Genomic DNA, 24,583 nt, shown 5'->3' on the forward strand with positions numbered 1-24,583 from the left:
GGCGCTATCGCTCCGCCTCGTTGAGCCGCAGCAGGATCGTTCCGGCGGCGACCACTTCATCGTCGGCCACGCGCACCGATTCGCCTTGCGGCACGCCATCGATCACGAGCGCCAGTTCCTCGATGTAGTCGACGCCCGGCGTGCGCTCCAGTTCGGCGGCGATGTCCGACATGAACACGTCGCGGCCCAGCTCCCATCCTGCCCCGCCCGGCCCGCCGAAGAGCGGATGCAGAAAGAGTTCGAGCGCCGCGCGCACCGCCTTCTCGACCGCGCCGGCCCGACTGGGATCGGTGGGCGCGATGCGGGCCGAGACGCCGACGGCGAGGTAGGTCGGGCCCGTCACATGGATGCGGTGCAGCGCCGCGATATCCGCCGGCGCACGCTGCTCGATGAACTTGCGCACCTGCTCGCGCAGGCCGAAGGACGGATAGGGCCGCGGGTCCTTGCTGTAGGGCACGATCAGCACGGTGACCCAGCCGGGCAGCGTCTGGCCGGAGGCACAGCGGCCCGGGATCGCGCGCACGACCTTCACCGCGGGCGAGGCTTCGGCAGCGAGCGCTTCATAGTCGGCCGGCGCCAGCGCGCGGCCGCGGTGGCGCACGGTGCGAGGGCCCCGTTCGAGCACCGCCGAGCCCGGCTCGCCATCGGCACCGCCCTCCGCGGCGCGGGGATTGAAGACCTCCTGGATACCCGGCACCACGCCCAGCAGCTGCGTGATCTTGCGCGCTTCGACGTTGCCCTTGGAGCCGCCGCCCACGCTCATCTCGCGCACCAGGATGGCCGCGCCGGCGGGCGGCACGCGGCCGTTCTCGCCGTCGCCGAAGTGCAGGCGCCCGACGCTGCCGTCGAGCGCGTAGTGGCGATCCGAAGGGCCGGAGAAGAACAGCTGCTCGCGGCGCTCCCACAGCACCCAGGCCTCGATCACCTGCTTCTGCCGGTTGCGCCGCAGCCGGAGCGGGCCGAGCGACACCTCGGTATCCTGGCTCTCGCGCGCGAGCCTCTGCTCCAGCTCGGCCAGCACCGTGCTGTCGCCGCCCCAGAGCTCCATCGCCAGGATGCGCCATTCGACATTGGCGCGGGCGCCGCCGAGCTCGCGCACCTCGATGCGCTCGCCCGCGAGGATGGGCGTCTGCGTCAGCGAGAAGACCTGGCTGGGGGTGCCGTTGCTCGTGCCCACCGGCAGGTCGCGCATCGTGTGGCGCTCCGATGCCCACACGGCGTTGACGTGCAGGCCGGTGAAGACCGGTTCGCCGGGCGGGCCGTCTTCCTTCAGGCGGGCGCGCAGCCAATGGAGCGCGCGGCCGAAGCGCGCCAATTCGGCGTCGTCCGATTGCGCGAGAAGGTTCACGATGCCGGGTCGCCGCAGGTAGCCGGTCTCGTCGTCCACGGGCGTGCGGCGCCACTGCGAACCCTCGCCCCAGTATTCCCAGACCAGTGCCGGGCCCGCGGCGCTGCCGGGCGCCTCCACCACGTCGAAGAACAGGCCGAGCTGATCCGCGGGCGGCTTCTTGTCGAATCCCAGGTACAGCGTGGGCGTCAGGTCCGCGACGCGTTCGAACGGCGCAAAGGTCGTCCCCGGCCACATCGCCTCCGAGGTCCGCTCCCGATAGGCGAAGTCGTTGTAGGCGAACACGCGCTCGGCATGGAAGGGGCCGTGCTGCCACGTATAGCCGATGGCAAAGGCGGCGAGCACCGGCGGCTGCGCGGCCACGTAGGTGAAGGTGCTGTTGGGGCCGGCCGGCGGCGGCGCGTCGGTCTTGAAAGCGATGGTCTGCTTGAAGCCGTAGGAGCCGCTTTGCAGGCGCACGCGCACCCAGCGTTCTTCCTTGTCGTTGACCTTGACCGGCTCCATGTCGATCGGCACGGTGAAGTCGATGACCTCGGTGCGGTTCAGGTCGAGCTGCGAGCCGACGAAGTTCGAACTCACCTCGAGCGGCGCCCACAGCCGGCCGTTCCAGTAATCCCAATCGACCTGATGGTCCAGCGTCTCGGCGCCGGACACGGCGCCTGCGTCCTGCGGCGACAGCGTGCGCGCCAGGTAGATGCGCACCTTCGCGAGCGGCTTGGTGAATGCTTCGGCGTTGGTGAAATAGAAGGTGGAGCCGGGCTGCTGCTGCTGGCCGAGCGGATAGAAGGGCTTGCTGGGATCCAGCGCCGTGGCGTCGGCGAAGGCCTTGTCGGGCGCGAGACCTTCGATCGACAGGCTGAGGTTCACCACCGGTTTGGCTGCCGAGGCCTGTTCCTTGGGCCGGCGCGTCTCCTCGGGCCCGGAGAATCGAATGTCCGCGAAAGCGACCTCGAAGAGATAGGGCCGGCTGAAGTTGACGTTGGGGATCTCGTAGATGCCCTTGTCCGTGGTGGGCTGCGAGCTGTACGCCGGCCGGGTCGGGTCGGCGGTGTCGGTCAGTTGCACCACGGCGCCTTCGACCGGCTGCCCCGCATCGTTGGTGACCGTGCCGCGCAAATCGGGCGGGGCCGAGGCCGGCGCCGCCGAGATCGAACTCGCGGCCAGGAACACGGTGCCGGCTCCCGTCGAGACCGACGGCGGGCTGGCAGGCTCGGCAACGGCGATCCTTCCACGCAGCGCCCCGTTCACCGTGCTCGACAGGCGGATCGTGTCGACCTCCGGCAGCGTCTGGTCCGGATCGGACAGAAGCGGCTCGGTGAGCCGTGCGCGCAGCCAGTAGCCCTCGACTTCGTTGACCTTGATCCTGGCCGCCGCCGCGCAGTCGGCTTCCAGCAGGTAGCTGCCGCTTTGCGTAAGGCCGTCGGTGCTGTCGAGGTCCTCGGCCTGCTTGCCGCCGCATTCCTTGCTGCTGGCGATGAAACCGCGCCAGGTTTCGCCGTCCCAGTATTCCCAGACCAGGTCGAGGTGCTCGGCAGCGCCGTGCTGCAGTTCGAACTCGACCGCGAGCTGCACCTTGCCGGACAACGCGAGCAGCACCGGGTGAGAGAGCAGCAGATGGTGCGGGACCGGCTGGCGCAACCGGGCCGCGAAGGGCTCGACGGGCGCGCCCGCCTCGAACGCCGCGCTGTGATCGATGTACTCGTCGCGGCCCGGCCAGAGGCTCACGATCTGCGCGATCCTGCCCGCGGTGACGCCGAGGGCGCGCTCGGTCTCGAAGAGGATCTGCTCGCTGCTGCCCGCCGGCGGTGCCGCGCCTACCGGCGTGCGGGCCGGCGCCGAACCGCCCGCGGCCTGGTCGCCGAGCCGGAACACGACCGGCGCGCGCGCCGCCTGCGCAGCGATGAGGCTCAGCCCGGCGATATCGAGGAAGGCCATCTTCAATTTCTCGGGCACCTGCCCCAGCCGCTGCGCCAGGGCCTCCAGGTAGCGCGCCGCGATCGCCGCCAGCGCGCGGCCGGCCGTCTTGTCCGACGCCAGCCACTCGGGCGTGTAGCCCGCGCGGCGCGCGAGGATCGCCGCGAGCAGCGCTTGCGCGTCGCGGCGATCGAGCTCGATGGAAGGCTTCGTGTTCACCGCGCCGATCCTTCCTCGAGGTAGAAGGGATACACGAGGTTGTGGTGCGAGTTGGTGGCGCGCACGCGGTAGCTGACCTCGATGAGCACCTTGCCCTCGCCTCCCGCCGCTGCGCTGGCGCTGACCTTCTCCACGTCGATGCGTGGCTCCCAGTCCACCAGGGCCTCATTCACGCGCCGGCGCAGCGCTTCCATCGTGGCCGGGTTCAGCGGCTCGAAGACGAAGGCCCGGAGCCCCGCGCCGAAGTCCGGCCGCATCACGCGCTCGCCGGGATCGGTGCCCATGATGATCAGGATGGCCTGCTCCACATCCTTGTCGTAGGCCGCGGTGGCGGTGAGCCCGGCTTCGATGACGACCGGGAACGCCCAGCCCCTGCCGAGGAAGGGTGGAGAGATTCCGGATGCGTTCATGCGCCTAGCCTCCGATCTCGACCAGGGGCATGCCCATGACGATGGGCGCGCCGCAGCCACTCATGTCGCCGACGCGGGCCGCGGGCCGCCCGCCGATGAGCACGGTCATGCTGCCCTTGGCGATGGGCGTCGGCGGATGCGGACCCGCGACCGGCGGCATCGAGCAGGCATGCATGTCGCCCATCACGGCCGCCGGCATGCCGCCGATGAGCACCGTGGCCACACCCGGCCCGGTGATCACGCCCGGATGGGCCGTGGGGTCGCCGACTCTGGCTGCGGGGGGCATGGTCCGCTTCCTCAGTTCAGCTTGATCGGCAGGCCCTGCACGGTGCACGGGCCCGACGACTGGATGTTGACCATGGAGCCCTTGATGTCCACCTGCACGCCCTCCAGCGAGATCTGCGTGGCCTTGAGCTCGATCTTCAGCGCCGACTGCACGCTGACCGTCTGCGATGCGTTGTCCAGCGCGATCGACAGCGTGCCCGCGGTGTTCTCGATCTTGATCGAGAGCGGGTCGATGGTGATCTTCTGCTGCGTGCTGCTGGTGATGGTGATGGACTGCGTCAGGTCGTCGAAGACCACCTCGTGGCCCAGCCCTCCCGCCATGCCGGTCTTGATGACGCGCTTGACCAGGAAATCGTTGGGCAGCGTGAGCGGCGGCCGGTCGGCGGTGCTCCACAGGCCGCCCAGCACATAGGCCGCGCTCGCGTCGTTCTGCGCAAAGGCCACCAGCACCTCGTCGTTGATCTGCGGAATCCACAGGAAGCCGCGCCCCGAGCCGCCGCCCATCGAAGGCATGCGCGCCCAGGGCTCCATGGCCGGGATCGACGGAATGCGCACCTGCACGCGGCCTTCGGAGATGGCGTCGAGGTTGTTGGTGACGATGCCGGGCGCGATGGCGAAGCCTTCGGTCACGGACTCCGGGCCCAGTTGCTCCAGCCGTTCGAACAGTGCTTCATCCATGGTGTTCAGACAGAAAACTGCCCCTGTAAACGCACCAGCCCGCCGGCCCCCTTGGGTGCGGGAATGGAGCCGAACCAGACCTCCTTGCGCGCCTGGAAGCTGGTCTTGTAGCCGCCGCCGTCGATGGTGTGGGTGGCCGAGGTGATGCGGTAGAGGCCGCCGAACTGGCCGCCCAGGCCTTCGAGGTTCACCACGCGGCTGGCCTTGATGCGCGGATCGCCCGTCGTGCTGCCCGAGCCCGTGAGCCGGTTGTTCAGCTTGGGCAGCAGCTCGTTCAATATCTTGCGCGGCGCCGTGGCGTAGCTGGCCGGCTTGATCGTGGTGACCTTGCCCGGCGCCAGCAGCTCGCCCAGCTCGCCGCCGGGCGTGATGGAGAGGTTGAACATCGCGCGGTCGTAGTCCCAATTGAGCGCGATGACGAAGTCCATCTTGATGCTGTCGACCCAGACGCGCGCCGCCACGCCCTCGATCTCGCCGACCGTGGACAGCCGCGGCGTGAAATCCATCAGCGAGGCGCCCCACTTGAGCGTGAGGCTGGGCGCGTAGTCCTGGATCAGGAACTGGAACTTGAGCACCCGGCCGTGCGGCTGGGCCGTGTGATCGATGTACATCTGCCAGCCGTTGTCCTTCGCCACCTCGGTGAGGAACTGGAAGTCGTTGACGCCGCTCTGCTTGCGCACCGACATCTGGGCGAACTGCGGAAACGCGAGGAAGGTGGCCAGGCCGATCAGCGTGGACAAGGTGCCGCCGACCGGATCGAGGTCGGGAATCAGGCCATTGGTGCCGCTCACCAAGGCCGCCACGGCGGAATCGGGCAGAGGGAAGTTGCCGACCGATGGAATCTTGATGCGGAACGAGCGGTCCTTGGTGCCGATCTGAAGCCGCTGCAGCAGGTCCTGCGCCGTCAGCCGAATCATCGGAATGCCGCTCGCGGGAAACGAGGGCTCGATGCCAGTGATCTCGCCGACGAACACCTCCTCCAGCGGCCCGGGCGCATAGCCGATCGACAGCCGGAACTCGTTGTTGACCTGCAGCAGCGGATGGTCGAGCCATTGCAGCGAGGGATTGGCGATGCTCACCTCCACCCGGTCGGCACCTTCGATGCCATCCGTGTAGCTGATGCTGACGATGGAAGCGCGCAACGCAGCCGGGATGGCATTGCCATCGATGCCGAGCGCGAATTCAGGAGCGAGGCGCATCAGACGGTTACCTCCCCGCTGGCCGGATCGGTGAAAGGCAGCGCCGGTACGTGCAAGGCCTGGCCCGGCGCGATGCTGCGCGGATCGTCGATGCGGTTGGCCACCGCGATCGGCCGCCACAGCGCCGGATCCTCGTAGAAGCGGAAGGCGATGGCCGTGAGCGTGTCGCCGGGCTGGACCGTGTAGGCCTTGCTGAAATCAGCCGTCTGGCGGTTGACTTCCTTGGCCTCGCGCTCGGGGTCGATGAACTCGCTGAAGCTCACGGTGACGCGCGCCCGCGTGGGCCGGCCGTCTTCCAGGAACTTGATGAACTTCTGGTTGGCGCGCGCCAGCACGCAGCGCAACTGCAGCGAGCCCCAGGCCACGCGCACCACGGGCGGCGCATGGAGCTCCGGATCGATCTTGAGCAGGTCGACCACCTTCTGCGTTTCGTTGCGCACGTCGGTGCGCACATCGGTGGTGTCGAAGAACAGCTCCATCTCCAGCGTGCGCAGGTTGCCGTGCACGAACTGGAGGATGGGAGAACTCAACCCCGGGATCGCCTGCGAGGCGTAGTTGTTGTCCTTGTTGAGGCTGTATTCCTCGGGGTTGAACATCACGTCGAACTGCTGCCCGCTGTGCTCGATCGTGATCCTTGCCTTTGCCAGCGCCATGCTTCAGGCCCTCCCCATCCGTTCGCGGTACGCGATCAACCTGCGGTCGATCTGCTGTATCACGAGGCCAGTGAGCGCTTCGACATTGACGGCGGCGGCCGGCGACGGCGCCCTGCCCTCCTCCCATTGCACCGGCGACATCGGCGCGGGCATCCATGCGTTCGCCGGCGCGGCCGCGGCCGGCGCGGGCATGCGATGCGCGGCGACCAGCACCGCGGGCTTCGAAGGCGGCGACAGCTCCTGCCGTGCCGCGCGGCGGTGCAGTCGCGTGACGAGCTCCGCCGCCTGCGCGGCGACCACGGAAGCGGCATGCGACTGTCGGGCCGGATCGAAGATCGGTGCGATGCTCGCTTGCGGAAACTGCGCGGATGCATGCCTGTGATGCGCCTGCGCGAAGACCGGCGATGCGAAGCGCGGCGCCGCATACGCGGGCGGCTGCTCGCGTTCGGCGGCAGCCATGGGGCGCGACGCTGCGGGGTCCAGCTGACGATGCGGCGACACGCCAGGCCCATGGACGAAGACCTGTCTCCTCTCCCGCATTGCCGGCAGCGCCGGCATGTTGACGGGCCGCACCACGCCGAAGCGCGCATGAACCTGCACGATCGGCCGCCATGCCGTGACGAGCACCTGCGAAGGCATGCCGCCGCCGCGCTGGAGCAGCACCATCGCCCCCCGCGCATGCCGGGCCTCGCGCCGGCCATGCTGCCGCCGCAATTGCCGCGCCCATCCTTGCCATCTGTTCACGCCGACTCCTGGTTGAAGCTGCTTGACGCTACGGATTCGCTTCGCTGTTCGCTCGCTCGTTGATCGCCGAGATCTCTTCGACCCATCGCTGCCGCTCGGCATGCTCGAGCGTCAGCACCGCTTGCGGCGACCAGTGAAAGTGATAGGCGATAAAGGCTACCTCCCTGTACAGCGCCGGCAGGGGGTAGCCTACGATCCCCCCGGGCTGTTCATCTCCAGCGCGAACTCGTGGGCGCATCTCGGGCACTCGGCCTCGATGGTCGCCTTGCCGCTGCGGTTGATGCGGTTGTAGAACTCCTGCAGGTAAGCGAGGTCGGCCGCGTACAGCCCCTCGACCACCTTCGGCGTGACCTGCGCCACGGCGCCCAGGCGCGCGATCACGCGCGACAGCAGGATCACCGTCAAGTAGGCCTCGTTGCTCTGCACGCGCGGGTCCTTGAGCGGCAGGATCTCGTCGGCCGCCGTGGCCAGCCGCATCACGCCCTCGCGGTGAAGATCGCCCTCGGCATCCACATAGCCCAGCGGCAGCGTGAACTCGTATTCGGTCTGGAACATCGCGCGCTCCTCGCCGCTACGCGCGTTCGACGCGTTCGCAGCTGACGGTCATGCTGTCCAGCGACACGTCGTTGCCCTTGGCGTTGAAGTCCGGCCCGTCGTACTTGCTCGGCCAGGCGCTGAAGAAGTTCCAGCGCACCTTCTCCTGCCCTGCGTCGTCCTGGAGAATGATGGAGCCGTTGCGCCGGTCGATCGTGCCGTTGACGGCGGCCAGGTGCCAGTCGTAGAGCTCCCGCGAATCCGTCACGCCCCACTTGAGCGTGATGTCGGGATAGGAGATTTTTCCGGGCAGCTTGCGCACCGTCGCGGCCTCGCCGCCTTCGCGGTACTCGATCACCTCGATGTTCGAGCCGAAGCCGCTGCACTCGGAGAAACCCGCCTGCACGATGCCTTCGATCTCGACGAGAAATCGAAAGTTTCTGTAGGGATCCTTTCTGGCCATGAGCGTCTCTCCTATTCACCGGTGGTTTGCTGGATGCGGAAGATCACGAACTCGGCAGGCTTGGTGACCGCCACGCCGATTTCTGTGATGACCTGGCCGAGCTCGCGAAGGCTCGGCGGGTTGGTTTCCGCGTCGCACTTCACGTAGAAGGCCTGCTTGGGCGTCTCTCCGAACAAGGCGCCGTCGCGCCACTGGTTGTAGAGAAAGTCGCTCACCGAGCGGATGATTCGCTGCCAGAGCGCGGGGTTGTTGGGCTCGAAGACGACGAACTGCGTGCCTTCGTCGATCGACTCCTTGAGAAAGTTCATGAAGCGCCGGACGTTCAGGTAGGTGTACTCGCCGTTGCGTTTGCCGCCGAGCGTGCGCGCGCCATAGACCATCGGCGCGCCGCCGAAGGGTCGTATGACGTTGATGCCGTCGGGGTTCAGGGCCTTCTGCTTGTCCTTGTCGATCGGACGCTCCAGGTCGACGATACCTAGCACCCCCTCGTTGGCCGGCGCCTTGTGCACGCCCCTCGCGGCATCGACGCGCGCCCAGATGCCGGCGACGTGTCCGCCCGGCGGCTGATCGATGAGCTTCGGCTCCGCCCCGCCTTCGACGAACAAGGGGTTGAAGACCTTCACCCATGGGAAGTAGATGGCGGCATAGCTGAACTGGTCGGGCGTTGCGGGTCCGGGCCCGGGCATGGGGCCGCCGTAGATGTCGGCCGGCGTGCTGTCGGAGGTCGGCAACTTCACGCCATCGAGCAGCGCCACGCGGTCCTGCATGTTGATGCAGTGCGTCATGATCTGGACCTTGCGGGCGACATCCTCGACGCCGGGTGCGGCGACGATCGCGATCTCGTCGATCGGTTTCAGCTTCTCGAGCACCGGGTCCAGATTGGCCATGTCGGCCGCGGCGACGGGCAGTACATAACAGGTGGTGCCGCCGTTGTTGAAGAAGCCGAATACCGCCAACGCCAACATGCGGTTCGCGGTGGTGTAGATCGGCGTGGTGTCGGTCGGCGCGGCGCCCTTGATGAAGGCCGCGAACTCGCTCCAGTTGGTGAACTTCTTCGGCTTGCCGACGTCCGCCGGGTCGAGCCGATCGGCCACGCCGATGAACGCGGCCGTGCTGGTGCCGACGCCTGCGATCGGCCTGGCCAATGGTGGAACTTCCTCGACGTACACCCCAGGCGCTTCATAGGTAGGCATCGCTTGTTTCTCCTCGACTCAAGTCAGTTGAACGTCGTAGCCGCCCAGCGCGGGTGCCGGGACGACGATGGCCCGGTCCTGCGTCACGGCACCCGCCGTCACGCGTAAGGTGAAATTGCCGCCCGGCAAGGCCGACAACGAGAACCTGCCTTCTGCATCGGTGAGCGTGCTGCGCCCGCGCTCGACCACGCTCACGCCCGCATTGACGACGGGCGCCGAAGCCGCATCCAGCACGGTGCCGCCGATGCGGAAGAAAGGCGCGTCGAGATCGGCGCCGCCCGGAACGGTCTTCAGGCGGATGCCGCTGCTGATGACGCTCGGATACTCCGCCGTATCGAAGACCTGCAGCGACACTGTGACCGACACCAGGAGCGAGGCCTTGATGCGGTTGCCGATCGCGGCCCAGAACTCCGCGGGGTTGCGCACGCCGTCGGGCTGAACCACCATCATCGGCAGCGTCGGCTCCTGCAGCTGCAACTGGGGCGTGAGGAAGGCCGGCGGAATGACGGGCGCGCCGGCGATCAGCTGCAGCACCTGGGCCAGCAGCTGATGCTCCTGCTTCGGCAGGTCGGTGCCGCCCACGGGCCATGCGGTCACGAGATAAAGGCAATTGGCGCGGTAGGCCGGCGGTTCGACGAAGGACTGCCCGCCGACGCGGCGCGTGACGCTTTCGTTCGAGCGAAGTTCGAGGTTCTCGCGGACCTCGAACAGGAAGAGATTCACCGTCGTCTGGTCGAGCGCATACGGATCGGTGGGCCGGTCGAAGCGGATCGCGGCGTCGCGCAGCGGGGGCTGGAGCCCGGGCTGCTTCAGGAAAGCCTCGAGGCTCTCGGTGACCTCATGAATCATGACGTCCCTCCGCCGCCAGCGCTTCGACCTTCTGGCCATAAGGGCCGAATTCGGAGCCCGCCACCCGGCGTCCCGATTTCTCGATCTCGCGTCGCGCCGCCCACAACAGGTGTTCGGTCCGGAGTTCGCCGCCGTCCCCTGCTGCCAGAAAGGCCGCGGCCACCGCGATGTTCTTCACCGCGCCGCCGGGCAGCTTGAACTGCGTTGCCATGAACTCGAGGTCGAGGTCCTTGCTTCGCGGCACCTGCGCCGGCCAGATGGATTGCCACAGGCGACGCCGGCTCTGCTCGTCTGGAAAGGGAAACTCGACGATGAAGCTGAGCCGCCGCGTGAAACCGACGTCGAGGTTCTGGCGCAGATTGGTCGCCAGGATGCTCAGCCCTTCATGCTCCTCCAGCTTCTGCAGCAGGTAGGCGACCTCGATGTTGGCGTAGCGGTCGTGGGCATCCTGCACCGTGGTCCGCTTGCCGAAGAGGGCGTCGCATTCGTCGAAGAACAGGATCGCGTTGCCCGCGCGCGCTTCGGCGAAGAGCCGGTCGAGGCTCTTCTCCGTTTCGCCGATGTACTTGCTCACGACCTGCGAGAGGTCGATCTTGAAGAGCTCCAGGCCCAGGTCGTTCGCGATCACTTCGACCGCCATCGTCTTGCCTGTGCCGGGCGGGCCGGTGAAGAGCGCACTCAGTCCCTTGCCGAGCGAAAGCTTGCGATCGAAGCCCCAGTCGTCGTAGACGACATGCCGCAAGCGTGCCTGCCGGCACACTTCCTCCAGCTGCGCGATCTGGTCGTCCGGAAGCACCAGGTCGTCCCAGCCATAGAAGGGCTTGATCTTCTGCGCGAGCGTGCCGGGGTCGCGCGCGACCTGCTGCCGCGCCGCCTTCGCCAACGCCGAGATATCGGGCCGGCTCCGGCCCAGCGCCGCCTGCCTGCCGGCGCTGCCGACGGCGTTGCGAATCTGCGCGTCGCCGAGCCGGTAGCGCGAGGCCAGTTCGTCGATGCCTCGACCATCGATCTCGATGCGCTGCTCGCGCAACTCGGAAGCCCACAGCGCGCAGCGTTCGGCAAAGGTCGGCGGTGCGACGTTGATCGACGTCATCGTGTTGAAGCGGGCGCTGCAAGGACGCTCGCCTGCCCCGATGACGACGACGCTGCGCGAATCCTCCAAGCGCGATTGCAAGGCCCGCGCCTCGTTCGACTTGTCCTGCCCGAGCACGGCATCGAAGCCGGTGATGTGAAGGACTGCGTTGTGCAGGCGGGCTTCGCGGAACAAGGCGTCGAGCGCGGCATCGAACTCGCCCATGAGCGCGACGGCCTTGCCGAGATCCACCACCAGCAATGGCAGCCGAAGCCTTGCCGCGAGCCTTGCGGCTGCCGCGTACTTCGCTCCGCCGGCGGGCCCTTCGAGGTAGCAGTGCGCCGAGTCGCCGGCTGCCAGCACGTGCGCCAATGCATGGTCCGCCGGGCTCTGCTCCGTGCCGCCCTCGGCGGAAGGCGCCATCTCCAGATGCGCGATCGATTGAAGCCGCGCGTCGACGCCCGGCTGCCCAAGCAGGAAGCGCACGATGGGTTCTTCGAGCTTCAGGTACTGCGCCAGCAAGGGAGGCGGCGGACCCGCTCCATCGGGCACCAGTTGCAGCAGCCGGTGCTGCATCAACGGCGCGTCGGGCGCGAAGCGGCGGCGGCCGACGATCTTTGCCTCGCGCGTTGCACACAACAGATTCAAGCTCAGATCCACCGTGGGTCGACGGCGCGTCACGTCGTCCTGCAAGTACGCGAAGAGGCGCTCGTAGCGCAGATCGACTTCCGGCGCGAGGGCGATGAGCACGAAGTCCAGGTCGATCGCATCGAGCCCGAAGACCTGCTGCAGCCATGGAAAGCGCGAGCTTGCCGGCATTGCAGCTCCCGTGCCCGGTGCGCCGGTGCCGGCGAAAGTGGGCTCGCCGGGATTGCGCCTGATCAGGCGCTGCACATCGTCTGCCGTGATGTAGAGACCGCGATAGGGTTCCACCCCGGCGGACGCTGTGGAAGCCGCCGCGGCATCGGCAGCGGTCGTGGCTCTTTCCAGCATGCCGTCGAGCCGGCCGAGCGCATCCCACAGCCCTTCCATCTGGAAGTCGGGCGCGGGCGCCTGGGTCTTTGCGGCATGATCCAAGCTCAATGGAGCCTCCTGGGTTCTGTCCGATCGGCATTCATCCGACGACGGGCCGCGCGGTAGACCGTGAGGCCGTCGACCCCTGTCGAAGCCTCGATCTGGCCGCGCGCGACCAGCTGCTCGACCGCGGCGGCGACCTCGCTGCGAGCGTCCTCGTGCCGCTGCCGCGCCAGCCACCAGTCGCTGATGCCTTCGAGCGAATCGCAGGCATCCGGATGGGCGGTGATGTAGCGGAGGATCGTCTCCACCACTTCCGCGATCTGCAATGAGTTGGATATCACGGCAACTTTTGTCTTCATTGGATGGAAGTGCGTGACACTTCATGCGCGAAGCGTGCCAAGCCCGCGCAACGCGCAAGTGCTTGATTTGATTGCCTTTGTGGCGCGGTGCTTCTTGTGGCCCGAGTGCGAAAAGACACGGCCCCACCGCAAGGCCGCGACGCACCTACACCCTTCGTCGCCCTTCGTGATCGCGCGATCGAAGAGACCGTGTCGACAACGACACGGATGTGCAAGGAACACACGGTCCGCACTACCCCGTTTGGACGATGTTCGTACGCACGTCGCCTTCCTAGAATCCCCCGTCGATCGACGTGCTCGATCGAAAGGAGCACTCGCATGGACGAAGGCTGTTCGATGGAACATGCGCAGTTCGGCGCCGGCATCGTGGGCGCGTCGCGGGCTTTCAAGACAGCCATTTCATTGATGGTGCGCTACACGTCCTGCACCGCGCCGGTACTCGTCGTCGGAGAAAGCGGAACCGGCAAGGAACTCGTCGCCCGCGCCACGCACTACCTGGGCCCTCGGCGTGACAGGCCTTTCATTCCGGTCAACTGCGGCGCGCTGCCCGACACACTCATCGAAAGCGAGCTGTATGGCCATGCGCGCGGCGCCTTCACCGACGCCAGCCGTGCGCGGCGCGGCCTCGTTCGCCAGGCCGAAGGCGGCACGCTCTTCCTCGACGAAGTCGAGGCGCTCACGCCGCGCGGGCAGGTGGCGCTGCTGCGTTTTCTGCAGGATGCTTCGTTTCGCTCGGTCGGCGAAGACCAGGTGCAGCATGCCGACGTGCGCATCGTCGCCGCGTCCAACTCCGACCTGCGCGAGCAGGTGCGGCGCGGCGAATTCCGCGCCGATCTCTTCTTCAGGCTCGATGTTCTCCGCGTCGAACTGCCGCCGCTGCGCGCGCGCCCCGGCGACCTCGATCTGCTGGTGCCCTATCTGCTGAAGAAGGCGGCGCGAACCACCGGTGGTCCGCCGAAGACGGTGAGCCGCGCGGGCTTCGAACTGCTGCGCGCGTTCACGTGGCCGGGCAATGTGCGCGAACTCGAGCACACCTTGCTCAGGGCGCACCTGACAAGCACGGGCCTCTGCATCGAGGCCGATGCGCTGCTGGCGAGCGCGCCCGCGCTGGCCTGCGCGGGCGCCGCGCCGTCGAGTGTTGCCATCGCCGCATGCTCGTCATTGCGCGAAGCGAAGCGCTCGGCGCTGAACGTTGTCGAACGCCGCTTCGTGGAAGACGCGCTGGCGATGACCAACGGCAACATCAGCGAAGCCGCGCGGCTGTGCGACATGCAGCGCGCGTCGCTGAGCAAGCTGGCGAAGAAGTACGCGATCGTCCGGCCCAATGGGGCCGAAGATTCGTCGGCAGTGCCGGGCGTGAAGTGAAGCTTTCGCGGCACCGGCCGCTGCACCCTCAGCGCGGCAACGACTCAGCCGCCGGCTATTCGGCTCACCAGCGCCTTCGTGAAAGCGGCGGTCCCGGCGCTGCCGCCCAGGTCGCCCGTGCGCACCTTGTCGATGTTCAGCGTCTCGTCGATGGCCTTGCGCAAGCGCCCCGCGAGTTCCGGCAGCTTGCAGTGATCGAGCATCAATGCGGCGGCCAGCAGCAGCGCGGTCGGATTCGCGACACCCTTGCCGGCAATGTCGGGCGCTGAGCCGTGCACCGCTTCGAAGATGGCCGCGTCGGCGCCGATGTTGGCACCGGGCGCCATGCCCAGACCACCGACGAGCCCCGCCACCAGGTCGGACAGGATGTCGCCGAACAGGTTGGTCGTGACCAGCATGTCGAACTGCCAGGGGTTGAGCACCAGCTTCATCGCGCAGGCGTCGATGATGACCGTGTCGAGTTCGAACTTGCCCTTGTACTTGCGTTCGTACAGCTCGAGTCCGGTCTCCAGGAAGATGCCGGTCAGCGCCTTCATGATGTTGGCCTTGTGCACGATCGTGACCTTCTTGCGGCCGGTCGCGACGGCGGTCTCGAATGCATATTCGAGCAGGCGGCGGCTGCCTTGGCGCGTGTTGATGCCGGTGGCCATCGCCACTGCATGCGGATCGCCGTCGATCGGCACGTAGTGCTCGTGACCGATGTACAGGCCCTCGAGATTTTCGCGCACGACCATCAGGTCGACGTTGTCGAAACGGCCGCCGGGAATGATGGTGCGCGCGGGGCGCAGGTTGGCGTAGAGCTGGAACTCCTCGCGCAGGCGAACGTTCGAGGACCGATAGCCGCCGCCCGATGGCGTTTCGAGCGGTCCCTTCAGCGCAAGACGCGTACGGCGGATGCTGTCCAGCGTGGCTGCAGGAAGCGGGTCGCCAGCCAGTTGCACGCCGGCGAGGCCGGCAACCTGGCGATCCCACTCGAAAGGCGCGTGCAAAGCATCGAGGGCGGCGAGCGTCGCATCGACGATCTCGGGGCCGATGCCGTCCCCGGCGATCAAGGTTGCGGGAATGACATCGGACATGGGGTGACTCCAGGAAGTAAAGAAGCGCTCGATTCGGCAGCGCGGACCGGGCGATTATCGACGGACAATCCGGTGGTCCCCACGCATGAACCGCGCCGCGACCGAACACATGACCAGACTTGACGACCCCCTCCATGACGCCGAGATCGGCTCCCGCGACAGCACGATCGATACCACCCGCATCGACGACGTACGCATCGGCGCCGTCCGCCCGCTGATGACGCCTGCGCTGCTGCAGGAACGCGTCCCGGTGCGCGACGACACGCTCGCGCTGGTGGAAGCCAGCCGCGCGGCGATCGCCGACGTGCTGCATGGCCGCAGCGACCGGCTCGTCGTGGTCGTGGGCCCCTGCTCGATCCACGACCACGACCAGGCGCTCGAATACGGCCACCGGCTGAAAGCCGTGGCCGACGAGCTGCAGGACGACCTGCTGATCGTGATGCGCACCTACTTCGAGAAGCCGCGCACCACGGTGGGCTGGAAGGGCTACATCAACGACCCGCACCTCGACGGCAGTTTCGCGATCAATGAAGGCCTCGAGCGGGCGCGGCGCCTGTTGCTGGAGCTGACGACGCTGGGCCTTCCTGCCGGCACGGAGTTCCTCGACCTGCTGAGCCCGCAGTTCATCGCCGACCTGATTGCCTGGGGCGCCATCGGCGCACGAACGACGGAAAGCCAGAGCCACCGGCAGCTGGCCTCGGGACTGAGCTGCCCGGTCGGCTTCAAGAACGGCACCGATGGCAGCATCAAGGTCGCGGCCGACGCGATCCTTGCGGCGCGGGCTCCGCATGCGTTCATGGGCATGACGAAGATGGGCATGGCCGCCATCTTCGAAACCCGCGGCAACGACGACTGCCACGTCATCCTGCGCGGCGGCAAGACGCCCAACTATGCCGCCGCGGATGTGGCCGCGACCTGCGAGGCGCTGCGCGCGCTGGGCCTGCGCGAGCAGGTCATGATCGACGTCTCCCACGGCAACAGCAGCAAGCAGTACCAGCGCCAGATCGAGGTCGCGCAGGACGTGGCCGGGCAGATCGCCGCCGGCGAGCGACGCATCGCCGGCGTGATGATCGAAAGCCACCTGGAGGAAGGCCGGCAGGACCTGGTTCCAGGCGTCGCGCTCAAGCACGGCGTGTCGATCACCGATGCATGCATCGGTTTTTCGCAGACGGTGCCGGTGCTGCAGGAACTTGCCGCCGCGGTTCGGGCGCGGCGGCGGCTCTCCGACGGACGTCGTTGAACGCAAGCTGCGGTTCGTTGCCGGCGGTCCGGGCGCCCTCAGTCCTCGGCGCCGCGCGACTTCTGCCCTTCGGCCAGCAGCCATTCCCGAAACGCGGCGAACGCGGGCAGGTTCAGGCGATCCGGCCGATAGCACAGGTAGTGGCCCTGGTCGACCGTCACCGGCGCGCCGCAGGGGCTCTGCAGCGAAGCCTCCGCCAATTCCTCCTGCACCAGCAGCTTCGGCACCAGGCCGATGCCGAGCCCGTTCAGTGCGGCCTGTATCAGCGCGGAGTACTGAGCGAAGCGGGGTCCTGCGACGGTCTGTATTTCGGCCACCCCATGCTGCGACGCCCATTGCCGCCAGGCGGTCGGCGCGCCCTCGTGATGCAGCAAGGTGTGGCCGAGGATGTCGGCCGGCTGCGCGATGCGGTGCTGGCCGGCGGCCAGCGCGCGCGAGACGATCAGCACGAATTCGCGGCCCGCGATGTACTCGGAGACCACGCCCGGCCAACCGTCCGAGCCATAGCGGATGGCGGCGTCGACACCGGCAGGAATTCCGTCGGTCGGCTCCAGATGGCGACTGAAATTCAGCGTCACATGCCGGCTCTTCTGGCTGAAGGCCGGCAGCCGCGGGATCAGCCATTTGGTGAGAAAGGTCGGCACGCTCGCCAGCGTGAGAAGGCCGGCGCCGGCATCGCCGGATCGGGCCTCGAAGGTGGCGGTTTCGATCGCACGCAAGCCACCCGCGACCTTCTGCCAGTAGACCCGGCCCTGAGGGGTGAGTTGAACGCCGCGGCCGTTTTTCTGCAGCAGCGGACGACCCAGGAAGGCCTCCAGCCCGGCGACCTGCTTGCTGACCGCACTCACGGTGATGCACAGGGCGCCGGCCGCGAGCGTGATGCTCTCGTAGCGCGCCACCGCATCGAAGGCCAGCAATTCCTGGATGGTGGGGCAGTCGCGTTTCATGGTTCGGAAGATGACATGTCGGTGAAAAACACTTTCCTTCTGCTCAATCGATGTGATCCAACATTCACGCATTCGCGTGCCCCGTCTTCCTAGAATTCCGGTGCTGACACGATCTTGTGCAGCCAACACTAGAGCATCCGGAAAGTATGACCGGGCTAGCGCAAGATTGGGAGACAAGCTTGATTCGTGGCGCCGCACTGGCTTACGGCCTCTACCTGCTGCTGCCGATCGCACTGCTGGTGATCGGCAGCGCGGGCGGCAGCTGGACCAACAGCCTGCTGCCCCAGGGCGTCACCGGCCAGTGGTACGTCGACCTGTGGCAGGACAGTTCCTTCCGCAAGGCCTTCTTCAACAGCCTGGTGGTTGCGCTCTCGGCCTGCGCCATCAACACCGTGCTCTCGCTGCCGTTGGCCTATGCGCTCTACCATGGCGCGCACCGCAGCGGCAGCTTCGCGGCCCGCATCGTCAGCGCCATGCCGGTGGCGGTGCCCGCCATCACGCTCGGCTTCGGCTACGTGATCGTGTTCAACACCGACTGGCTGCCCTGGCTGGGCTCGATGCCGCTGCTGATCGCAGCGCATGCGATCAACACGCTGCCCTACCTCACCAACACGCTGCTGGCCGACCTGCGCCATCTCGGCCTGGACCGACTGGAGCAGGCTGCAGCCACGCTGGGCGCCTCGGGCTGGCAGCAGTTCGCGGGCATCGTGCTGCCGAGCCTGCGCCAGAGCCTGCTCAGCGGGCTGGTGATGGTGGCGGCGATCTCGGTCGGCGAGTTCGGCCTGTCGAACCTGCTCACCAGCTTCCAGAACCGCACCTATCCGGTGGTGCTGCTGCAGGCCTTCTACGGCGCGACCGGTTTTGCCTGCGCATCGACCGTGATCCTGCTGCTGCTGGCCAGCGCCTCGGCCTTCCTGTCTTCCTCTCTCGTGAAAAAAAGCGCATGAGCCTGGTTCTCGATCACGTCCGCTACACCTACCCCGGCAGCACGCACGGGCTCGACGACGTCTCGCTCGATGTGCGCACCGGCGAGCTGGTCGCCGTCATCGGCCCGAGCGGCTCGGGCAAGTCCACGCTCCTCAAGCTGGTGTCGGGCCTGGAGACCGGCCACACCGGCCGCATTGCCCTGGATGGCGAGGATCTGTCCGGCAAGCCGGTACACCGGCGGCATATCGGCATGGTGTTTCAAAGCTATGCACTGTTTCCCCATCTGAACGTGCAGGACAACGTGGCCTACGGCCTCAAACTGCGCAAGGTGGCGACCGGCGCTCGCCGCAAGCGCGCGCAGGAACTGCTGGACCTTGTCGGCCTCGGCAGCTTCGCGCAACGCGCGGTCGCGCAGCTCTCGGGCGGGCAGCAGCAGCGGGTGGCACTGGCGCGTGCGCTCGCGATCGATCCGCGCGCGCTGCTGCTCGACGAGCCGCTCTCGGCACTCGATGCCGGCGTGCGCGGCCGCCTGCGCGACGAGATTCGCGCGATCCAGCAGCGCTTCAACGCCACCACGCTCCTGGTCACGCACGACCAGGAAGAGGCGTTGACCATGGCCGACCGCGTCGCCGTGCTGCAGGACGGCCGTCTGCTGCAGATCGCCACGCCGCGCGAGATCTACGAACAGCCGGCCAGCCGCGCGGTGGCCGAGTTCGTGGGCCTGTCCACCGTGCTGCCGGCCACCGTGGCAGCGCCCGACCGCATCGACCTCGGATTCGCCCTGCTGGCGGCGGCTACGCAGGGGCGCGCAACGGGCACCTCGGTGCATGTGCTGATCCGCCCCGAGCATGTCCAGCCCGACCCGGCACCCGACGCCCTCAATCGCCTGGCGGGCCGCACCAGCGCGCAGCGCTATCTCGGCGCACTCACGCGCTACGACTTCGAGGTGTCCGGCGCCGGCAAGCCCTTTCTTGCCGAATCGCGCGCGGCCGCTTCCCAGGCCATCGCCGTCGCGCCCGAGCACATCCGGCTGCTGGACGACTGAAGCCGCCGACATCCATCCCAACCCGTACCCAGGAGCACTTCATGCAACGCAGACACCTGATCCAGGCCGCCGGCTCGCTGCCCTTGGCAGCGCTCGCCGCCCGCACCGCCTTTGCTTTCGACGGACCCGAGCTCTACGTCGGCGAAAAGGCGCTCTATGCCGAAGCGCAGAAGGAGGGCCTGTGCGTCTCCTTCGACACCGGACCCGAATGGGCCAACTGGAAATCGCTGTTCCGCGATTTCAAGAAGCGCTACCCCGACATCGAGCTGACCTACAACGACATCGGCTCCGCGGCGACCGTGGTGGCGCTCGAGAAGACCCGGCGCCGCCCGCAAGCCGACACCGCGTACTACTTTGCCGCCTCGGCCGTCGATGCCGCAAGGAAGGACGTGGTCGCGCCCTTCAAGCCCGTTTCCTTCGACAAGCTGCCGGCCGTGTTCAAGGAGCCCGAGGGGCGCTGGTTCACCATCCACACGCTCAACATCGCCTTCCTGATCAACAAGAAGCTGGTGAAGAACATCCCCGCGAGCTGGGCCGACCTGCTCAAGCCCGAGTACAAGAACACGGTGGTCTACCTCGACCCGCGCTCCACCGGCATCGGCCAGGTGCTGACTTTCGCCGCGGCCTACGCGAACGGCGGCGGCGTGGACAACGTGCAGCCCGGCACCGACTACCTCGGCAAGCTGCATTCGGCCGGCAACGTGCTTCGCGTGGAAGGCACCACGCCCTATGCCAAGTTCCTCAAGGGCGAGATTCCGATCTGGATCAGCTACGAGAACGACGGCCTGAAGGCCAAATACGTCGACGGGATGGGCGACGCGGCCGAAGTGGTGATCCCGAAGGAAGCGAGCGTGGCGGCGCCCTACGCGATCAGCTTGGTGAAGAACGGACCGAACCCGAACGCCGGCAAGCTGTGGCTCAACTTCATCATGAGCGAAGCCGGCCAGTCGCTCTTCGCGCAGGGCTTCGTGCGACCTGCGGTGCCCGGCACGCCGCTCGCGCCGGATGTTGCGGCCAGGATGCCGGCTGCGCCGCAGGTCCGTCCGCTCGATGTGGTCAAGGCCTCGGAGCGCAAGGCCGAGGTGGACCGCCTCTGGGCCCAGGCCACGGTGGGCAAGTAGGCGATGATGCGGCGCTTCGGTGCCTGGCCCGCCTGGGCCTTCATGGCGCTGTTCTTTCTGGCGCCGCTGGTGGCGCTGCTGCCCGAGGCCTTCGCCGAAGGCGGCGGCGCCTTCGCACGCCTCTTTGCCAACCCGCTTTTCTACGGCGCGCTGCGCAACACGCTCGCGCTCGGCCTGGTGGCCGGTGCGCTGTCGGCCCTGGTCGGCACCTGCATCGCGATCGAACTGGCGCGGCAGCCCGAGCCTCGCCGGCAATGGATGATGACGCTGCTGGGCTTGCCGCTGGCCTTCTCCGGACTGGTGATCGCCTACGGCTTCATTCTGGCGTTCGGGCGCGCGGGCTTCGTCACGCAGTTGCTCGCCGGACTGGGCGCCGATCCGGCCGAGGTCGGAAGCTGGATCTACAGCGTGTCGGGGCTGGGCTTTGCCTATGCGTACTACCTGATTCCGCGCGTGGCGCTCTCGCTCTATCCGGTGTTCGCCAACCTCGACACGCGGCCGCTGCTGGCGGCGCGCACGCTGGGCGCCTCGCGCGCGCGGGCGTTCCGGGATACCGTGGTGCCGGAGGTCGCGCCTTCGGTGCTCTCCAATGCCTGCCTGGTGGCGGCGCTGGCGATGGGCACCTACGGTACCGCGCTGGCGCTGGTGGGAACGCAATTGAACATTCTTCCGCTGATGCTGCTGGCCCAGGTCAGCGACGGCGGGTCGGACTTCTCGATGGCAGCAGCCTTGTCGCTGGTGCTGATGGTGGCGTGTGTGATCGTGATGGGAGCAGGTGATGTCGTTACGCGCAGACGCGAACGCGGTGCTGTCGGTGCCGGTCATTGAGGCGCTCGAGCGCCTGGCGCAAAGGCAGCGGGGACCGGCGCGCCACCGGCAGCCGGTGGCCGTGATCGGGCCCGGCGATGGCGGCCTGCGCGAATGCGATGCCGCCTACGCGGTGGCCTGGCATCTTGCGCGCGCGGGCATGGCCGTGATCTGCGGCGGGCGCGGCGGCGTGATGGCAGCCGCCTCGCGCGGCGCCGTCGAGGCGGGCGGCATCGCGCTCGGCATCCTGCCTGAAGAGGACGACCGCGCGGCCAACGAATGGCTCAGCGTGGCCGTGCCGACCGGCATGGGCGAGATGCGCAACGCCATCATCGCGCGCAGCGGCGTGTGCCTGGTGGCGATCGGCGGCGGCATGGGAACGCTGTCGGAAATGGCGCTCGGCCTCAAATGGGGCAAGGCGGTGTTCGTGATGTACGGCGACGTCTCGCTGCCCGGCGCTGTGCCCGCCGAGAACGTGGACGAGCTGCTGGGCAGGGTCGCGGCCTGCCTGCTTGCCTGAGGATCCGAAACGGCGGAGTGCCGCTTACTTCGCCGTCGGCATCACGAACTCGGCGCCCTTGGGCGTGCTCTCGGGCCAGCGCTGCATGATCGACTTCTGCTTGGTGTAGAAGCGCACGCCTTCCTCGCCATAGGCGTGCATGTCGCCGAACAGGCTCTTCTTCCAGCCGCCGAAGCCGTGCCAGGCCATCGGCACCGGGATCGGCACGTTGATGCCCACCATGCCGACCTGGACGCGGCGCGAGAACTCGCGCGCCACGTTGCCGTCGCGCGTAAAGCAGGCGACGCCGTTGCCGAACTCGTGGGCATTGATCAGGTCCACGGCCTCCTTCAGGTCGTGCACCCGCACGCAGGAAAGCACCGGGCCGAAGATCTCTTCCTTGTAGATGCGCATCTCGGGCGTGACGTGGTCGAACAACGTGCCGCCCATCCAGAAGCCGTTGGCGCAACCCTCGCCTGCCTGCGCGGCATCGAAGCGGCGGCCGTCGACCACCAGCTTCGCGCCTTCCTTCTCGCCCTGCGCGATGTAGCCGGTGATGCGCTCATGCGCCGCGCGCGTGACGATCGGGCCCATCTCGGCCGCGAGGTTCTCGCCGTCGAGCACCTTGAGCGTCCTCGCGCGTTCGATCAGCTTCGGCATGATCTTGTCCGCCGCGTCGCCCACCAGCACCGCGACGCTGATCGCCATGCAGCGCTCGCCGGCCGAGCCGTAGCCCGCGCCGATCAACGCGTCCACCGTCTGGTCGATGTCGGCGTCGGGCATCACCACCATGTGGTTCTTGGCGCCGCCCAGCGCCTGCACGCGCTTGCCGTGGCGCGCGCCGGTCTCGTAGATGTAGTTCGCGATCGGCGTCGAGCCGACGAAGCTGATCGCCTTGACATCGGGATGCTCGATCAGCGCGTCGACCGCCTCCTTGTCGCCCTGAACGACGTTGAACACGCCGTCGGGCAGGCCCGCCTCCTTGAGCAGCTCGGCCATGCGCAGCGAGGCGCTGGGGTCGGTCGGGCTGGGCTTGAGCACGAAGGTGTTGCCGGCGGCGATCGCGACCGGGAACATCCACATCGGCACCATCACCGGGAAGTTGAAGGGCGTGATGCCGGCCACCACGCCGAGCGGCTGGCGCAGCGTCCAGTTGTCGATGCCGGTGGAGACCTGGTCGGTGTAGTCGCCCTTGAGCAATTGCGGGATGCCGCAGGCGAACTCGACGATGTCGATGCCGCGCGTGACCTCGCCCTGCGCGTCGGTGAAGACCTTGCCGTGCTCGGCCGTGATCAGATGGGCGAGCTCGTCGCGATGGCGGTTGAGCAGCTCGAGGAACTTGAACATCACGCGCGCGCGGCGGATCGGCGGCGTGTCGGCCCAGGCGGGAAAGGCGGCCTGCGCGGCGGCCACCGCCGCATCGACGTCGGCGCGGTTGGCCAGCGCGACATTGCCGGTCACGGCACCGGTGGCGGGATTGAAGACGTCCTGGGTACGCGACGAAGCTCCGCCGGCACGACGGCCCGCGATGTAGTGCGCGATCGGGGTGGGAACGGAGATCTTGGTGGTCATGGCCGGGCCGGTAGTGGAGGGAAAGGCGGCCAGTCTAGAAAGCCGCGCCGCTGTTGCCTAGGCGCTGGCGCTGAATTGATTGTTTGCCATAGTGAACAATAGAGCCATGGATGACAAAAAAGTTGAACTGCTCTGGACCCATCTGCACTGGCTGATCGTCCTGGAGCAGCAAGGCAGCTACACGGCGGCGGCGGCCCGCTTGGGCGTCAGCAAGGCGGCCATGAGCCAGCGCATCGCCGAGCTGGAGCGCGCCGCCGGCGTGCCGCTGGTGCGCCGCACCACGCGCAGCGTGCGCCTCACCGAGGCCGGCCAGCGCCTGGTCGACGACATGCGCGCGCCTTTCGAGCGGATCGCGCACAGCTTCTCCAGCGTACGCGACCTGGCCAGCGCGCCGCGCGGCCTGCTGCGGGTGACGGCGCCGGTGGCGTTCGCGCGCCAGCAGCTGGTGCCGCGCCTTGCAGACTTCCTGCGTGCCTACCCGGAAGTGCGCCTGGAGCTGGACATGTCGGATCGCCTGCGCTCGCTCGCGATGGAAGGCTTCGATCTCGCCGTGCGGCACACCGCCGCGCCGCCGGAGACGCACGTGGCGTGGATGCTGGCGCCCACCCGCTCGGTGCTGGTCGCGAGTCGCGCCTACCTGCGCCGCCGCGGCGTACCGAACCTGCCGCAGGACCTGGCGAAGCACGACTGCCTGCACTACCCGCGGACGCAGGACACGCCCGCCTGGAGCTTCGTGCGCGACGCCGATGGCGAACAGGCGACGGTGCCGGTCAGCGGCCCGTTCGCCGCCAACAACAGCGAGGCGTTGCGCGATGGGGCGGCGACAGGTCTAGGCATCGCGCTGCTGCCGGACTTCAGCGCGCAATCCGGCCTGCAGGCGGGCCGGCTGGTAGAGGTGTTGCCGCAGTGGCGGCCGGTGGGCGCTTTCGGCGAGCGCCTGTATGCGATTCGCCCCTACTCCGCCCATGTGCCGCGCGCGGTGGAGGCTTTCGTCTCCTATCTGCGAGAGGCCTTCGCGGCGGGCTTCGCGGCCTGACGCGGCCGCGC

25 protein-coding genes are annotated in these 24,583 nt (G+C 67.8%); 8 read left to right on the top strand and 17 right to left on the bottom strand.

What is annotated here, in order from left to right; all coding sequences use genetic code 11:
* Positions 1-4 precede the first annotated feature (4 nt).
* The 14 genes from ACSQ9I_RS18355 to ACSQ9I_RS18420 are packed head-to-tail and all read right to left on the bottom strand — an operon-like array spanning position 5 to position 12,919.
* On the bottom strand, positions 5-3,481 hold the full coding sequence (locus tag ACSQ9I_RS18355) for a putative baseplate assembly protein (RefSeq protein ID WP_436314020.1): 3,477 nt from the start codon (positions 3,479-3,481) through the stop codon (positions 5-7).
* Entirely contained in the window at positions 3,478-3,891 is a 414-nt protein-coding gene (locus ACSQ9I_RS18360; protein WP_436314021.1) for a GPW/gp25 family protein, read from the bottom strand. The genes ACSQ9I_RS18355 and ACSQ9I_RS18360 overlap by 4 nt, the downstream gene beginning before the upstream one ends.
* Positions 3,892-3,895: 4 nt before the next feature.
* Positions 3,896-4,177, bottom strand: a complete 282-nt coding sequence (locus ACSQ9I_RS18365) for a PAAR domain-containing protein (RefSeq protein WP_436314022.1) — start codon at positions 4,175-4,177, stop codon at positions 3,896-3,898.
* 11 nt (positions 4,178-4,188) lie between these two features.
* On the bottom strand, positions 4,189-4,854 hold the full coding sequence (locus ACSQ9I_RS18370) for a phage baseplate assembly protein V (protein ID WP_436314023.1): 666 nt from the start codon (positions 4,852-4,854) through the stop codon (positions 4,189-4,191).
* A 5-nt stretch (positions 4,855-4,859) separates the two neighbouring features.
* Complete coding sequence (locus tag ACSQ9I_RS18375) at positions 4,860-6,053, bottom strand: phage late control D family protein (protein ID WP_436314024.1); 1,194 nt, start codon at positions 6,051-6,053, stop codon at positions 4,860-4,862.
* Entirely contained in the window at positions 6,053-6,706 is a 654-nt protein-coding gene (locus tag ACSQ9I_RS18380) for a CIS tube protein (protein WP_436314025.1), read from the bottom strand. Before ACSQ9I_RS18380 ends, ACSQ9I_RS18375 begins: the two co-directional genes overlap by 1 nt.
* A gap of 3 nt (positions 6,707-6,709) precedes the next feature.
* On the bottom strand, positions 6,710-7,450 hold the full coding sequence (locus ACSQ9I_RS18385) for a hypothetical protein (RefSeq protein ID WP_436314026.1): 741 nt from the start codon (positions 7,448-7,450) through the stop codon (positions 6,710-6,712).
* A 28-nt stretch (positions 7,451-7,478) separates the two neighbouring features.
* Positions 7,479-7,688: a DUF6760 family protein gene (locus tag ACSQ9I_RS18390; protein WP_436314027.1), complete on the bottom strand. Its 210-nt coding sequence runs from the start codon at positions 7,686-7,688 to the stop codon at positions 7,479-7,481.
* Positions 7,640-8,005, bottom strand: a complete 366-nt coding sequence (locus tag ACSQ9I_RS18395) for a phage tail assembly protein (RefSeq protein ID WP_436314028.1) — start codon at positions 8,003-8,005, stop codon at positions 7,640-7,642. Before ACSQ9I_RS18395 ends, ACSQ9I_RS18390 begins: the two co-directional genes overlap by 49 nt.
* Positions 8,006-8,021: 16 nt before the next feature.
* Positions 8,022-8,447 (bottom strand): phage tail protein, encoded by a 426-nt coding sequence (locus tag ACSQ9I_RS18400; RefSeq protein WP_436314029.1) that lies wholly within the window; start codon positions 8,445-8,447, stop codon positions 8,022-8,024.
* An 11-nt stretch (positions 8,448-8,458) separates the two neighbouring features.
* Positions 8,459-9,640, bottom strand: a complete 1,182-nt coding sequence (locus ACSQ9I_RS18405; RefSeq protein ID WP_436314030.1) for a phage tail sheath family protein — start codon at positions 9,638-9,640, stop codon at positions 8,459-8,461.
* An 18-nt stretch (positions 9,641-9,658) separates the two neighbouring features.
* Positions 9,659-10,489 carry a Pvc16 family protein gene (locus tag ACSQ9I_RS18410; protein ID WP_436314031.1) on the bottom strand — a complete coding sequence of 277 codons (831 nt, stop codon included), beginning with the start codon at positions 10,487-10,489 and terminating at the stop codon, positions 9,659-9,661.
* The gene (locus ACSQ9I_RS18415; protein WP_436314032.1) at positions 10,479-12,644 is read right to left on the bottom strand and encodes an ATP-binding protein; all 2,166 of its coding nucleotides are present in this window, start codon (positions 12,642-12,644) and stop codon (positions 10,479-10,481) included. The genes ACSQ9I_RS18410 and ACSQ9I_RS18415 overlap by 11 nt, the downstream gene beginning before the upstream one ends.
* Positions 12,641-12,919 (bottom strand): hypothetical protein, encoded by a 279-nt coding sequence (locus ACSQ9I_RS18420; protein WP_436314033.1) that lies wholly within the window; start codon positions 12,917-12,919, stop codon positions 12,641-12,643. The genes ACSQ9I_RS18415 and ACSQ9I_RS18420 overlap by 4 nt, the downstream gene beginning before the upstream one ends.
* 336 nt (positions 12,920-13,255) lie before the next feature.
* Between ACSQ9I_RS18420 and ACSQ9I_RS18425 the strand changes: the two genes are divergently transcribed.
* A complete protein-coding gene (locus tag ACSQ9I_RS18425) occupies positions 13,256-14,302 on the top strand; it encodes a sigma 54-interacting transcriptional regulator (RefSeq protein WP_436314034.1) in 1,047 nt (348 codons plus the stop codon).
* 44 nt (positions 14,303-14,346) lie between these two features.
* On the opposite strand, the gene ACSQ9I_RS18430 is transcribed toward ACSQ9I_RS18425, so the two are convergent.
* Positions 14,347-15,378: an isocitrate/isopropylmalate dehydrogenase family protein gene (locus tag ACSQ9I_RS18430; protein ID WP_093108128.1), complete on the bottom strand. Its 1,032-nt coding sequence runs from the start codon at positions 15,376-15,378 to the stop codon at positions 14,347-14,349.
* Between the two features lie 109 nt (positions 15,379-15,487).
* Here ACSQ9I_RS18430 and ACSQ9I_RS18435 point away from each other — a divergent pair, with 109 nt between their 5' ends.
* Positions 15,488-16,618 (top strand): 3-deoxy-7-phosphoheptulonate synthase, encoded by a 1,131-nt coding sequence (locus tag ACSQ9I_RS18435; protein ID WP_436314035.1) that lies wholly within the window; start codon positions 15,488-15,490, stop codon positions 16,616-16,618.
* 38 nt (positions 16,619-16,656) lie between these two features.
* Here ACSQ9I_RS18435 and ACSQ9I_RS18440 read toward each other — a convergent pair whose 3' ends face one another.
* Positions 16,657-17,565 carry a LysR substrate-binding domain-containing protein gene (locus ACSQ9I_RS18440; RefSeq protein ID WP_436292729.1) on the bottom strand — a complete coding sequence of 303 codons (909 nt, stop codon included), beginning with the start codon at positions 17,563-17,565 and terminating at the stop codon, positions 16,657-16,659.
* A gap of 146 nt (positions 17,566-17,711) precedes the next feature.
* On the opposite strand from ACSQ9I_RS18440, the gene ACSQ9I_RS18445 reads away from it, so the two are divergent.
* The 5 genes from ACSQ9I_RS18445 to ACSQ9I_RS18465 are packed head-to-tail and all read left to right on the top strand — an operon-like array spanning position 17,712 to position 21,985.
* A complete protein-coding gene (locus ACSQ9I_RS18445) occupies positions 17,712-18,512 on the top strand; it encodes an ABC transporter permease (protein WP_436292728.1) in 801 nt (266 codons plus the stop codon).
* Positions 18,509-19,537 carry an ABC transporter ATP-binding protein gene (locus ACSQ9I_RS18450; RefSeq protein WP_436314036.1) on the top strand — a complete coding sequence of 343 codons (1,029 nt, stop codon included), beginning with the start codon at positions 18,509-18,511 and terminating at the stop codon, positions 19,535-19,537. Before ACSQ9I_RS18445 ends, ACSQ9I_RS18450 begins: the two co-directional genes overlap by 4 nt.
* A gap of 41 nt (positions 19,538-19,578) precedes the next feature.
* Positions 19,579-20,658 (top strand): extracellular solute-binding protein, encoded by a 1,080-nt coding sequence (locus ACSQ9I_RS18455; RefSeq protein ID WP_436314037.1) that lies wholly within the window; start codon positions 19,579-19,581, stop codon positions 20,656-20,658.
* 6 nt (positions 20,659-20,664) lie between these two features.
* On the top strand, positions 20,665-21,486 hold the full coding sequence (locus ACSQ9I_RS18460) for an ABC transporter permease (RefSeq protein ID WP_436315774.1): 822 nt from the start codon (positions 20,665-20,667) through the stop codon (positions 21,484-21,486).
* Positions 21,437-21,985: a TIGR00725 family protein gene (locus tag ACSQ9I_RS18465; protein WP_436314038.1), complete on the top strand. Its 549-nt coding sequence runs from the start codon at positions 21,437-21,439 to the stop codon at positions 21,983-21,985. The genes ACSQ9I_RS18460 and ACSQ9I_RS18465 overlap by 50 nt, the downstream gene beginning before the upstream one ends.
* 24 nt (positions 21,986-22,009) lie before the next feature.
* Here ACSQ9I_RS18465 and ACSQ9I_RS18470 read toward each other — a convergent pair whose 3' ends face one another.
* On the bottom strand, positions 22,010-23,536 hold the full coding sequence (locus ACSQ9I_RS18470) for a CoA-acylating methylmalonate-semialdehyde dehydrogenase (RefSeq protein ID WP_436304514.1): 1,527 nt from the start codon (positions 23,534-23,536) through the stop codon (positions 22,010-22,012).
* Between the two features lie 106 nt (positions 23,537-23,642).
* Between ACSQ9I_RS18470 and ACSQ9I_RS18475 the strand changes: the two genes are divergently transcribed.
* Positions 23,643-24,572 carry a LysR family transcriptional regulator gene (locus ACSQ9I_RS18475; protein ID WP_436314039.1) on the top strand — a complete coding sequence of 310 codons (930 nt, stop codon included), beginning with the start codon at positions 23,643-23,645 and terminating at the stop codon, positions 24,570-24,572.
* The last annotated feature ends 11 nt before the right edge of the window (positions 24,573-24,583 follow it).

It is taken from the genome of Variovorax sp. LjRoot84, assembly GCF_964254305.1.
In the GTDB taxonomy this organism is placed as follows: domain Bacteria; phylum Pseudomonadota; class Gammaproteobacteria; order Burkholderiales; family Burkholderiaceae_C; genus Variovorax.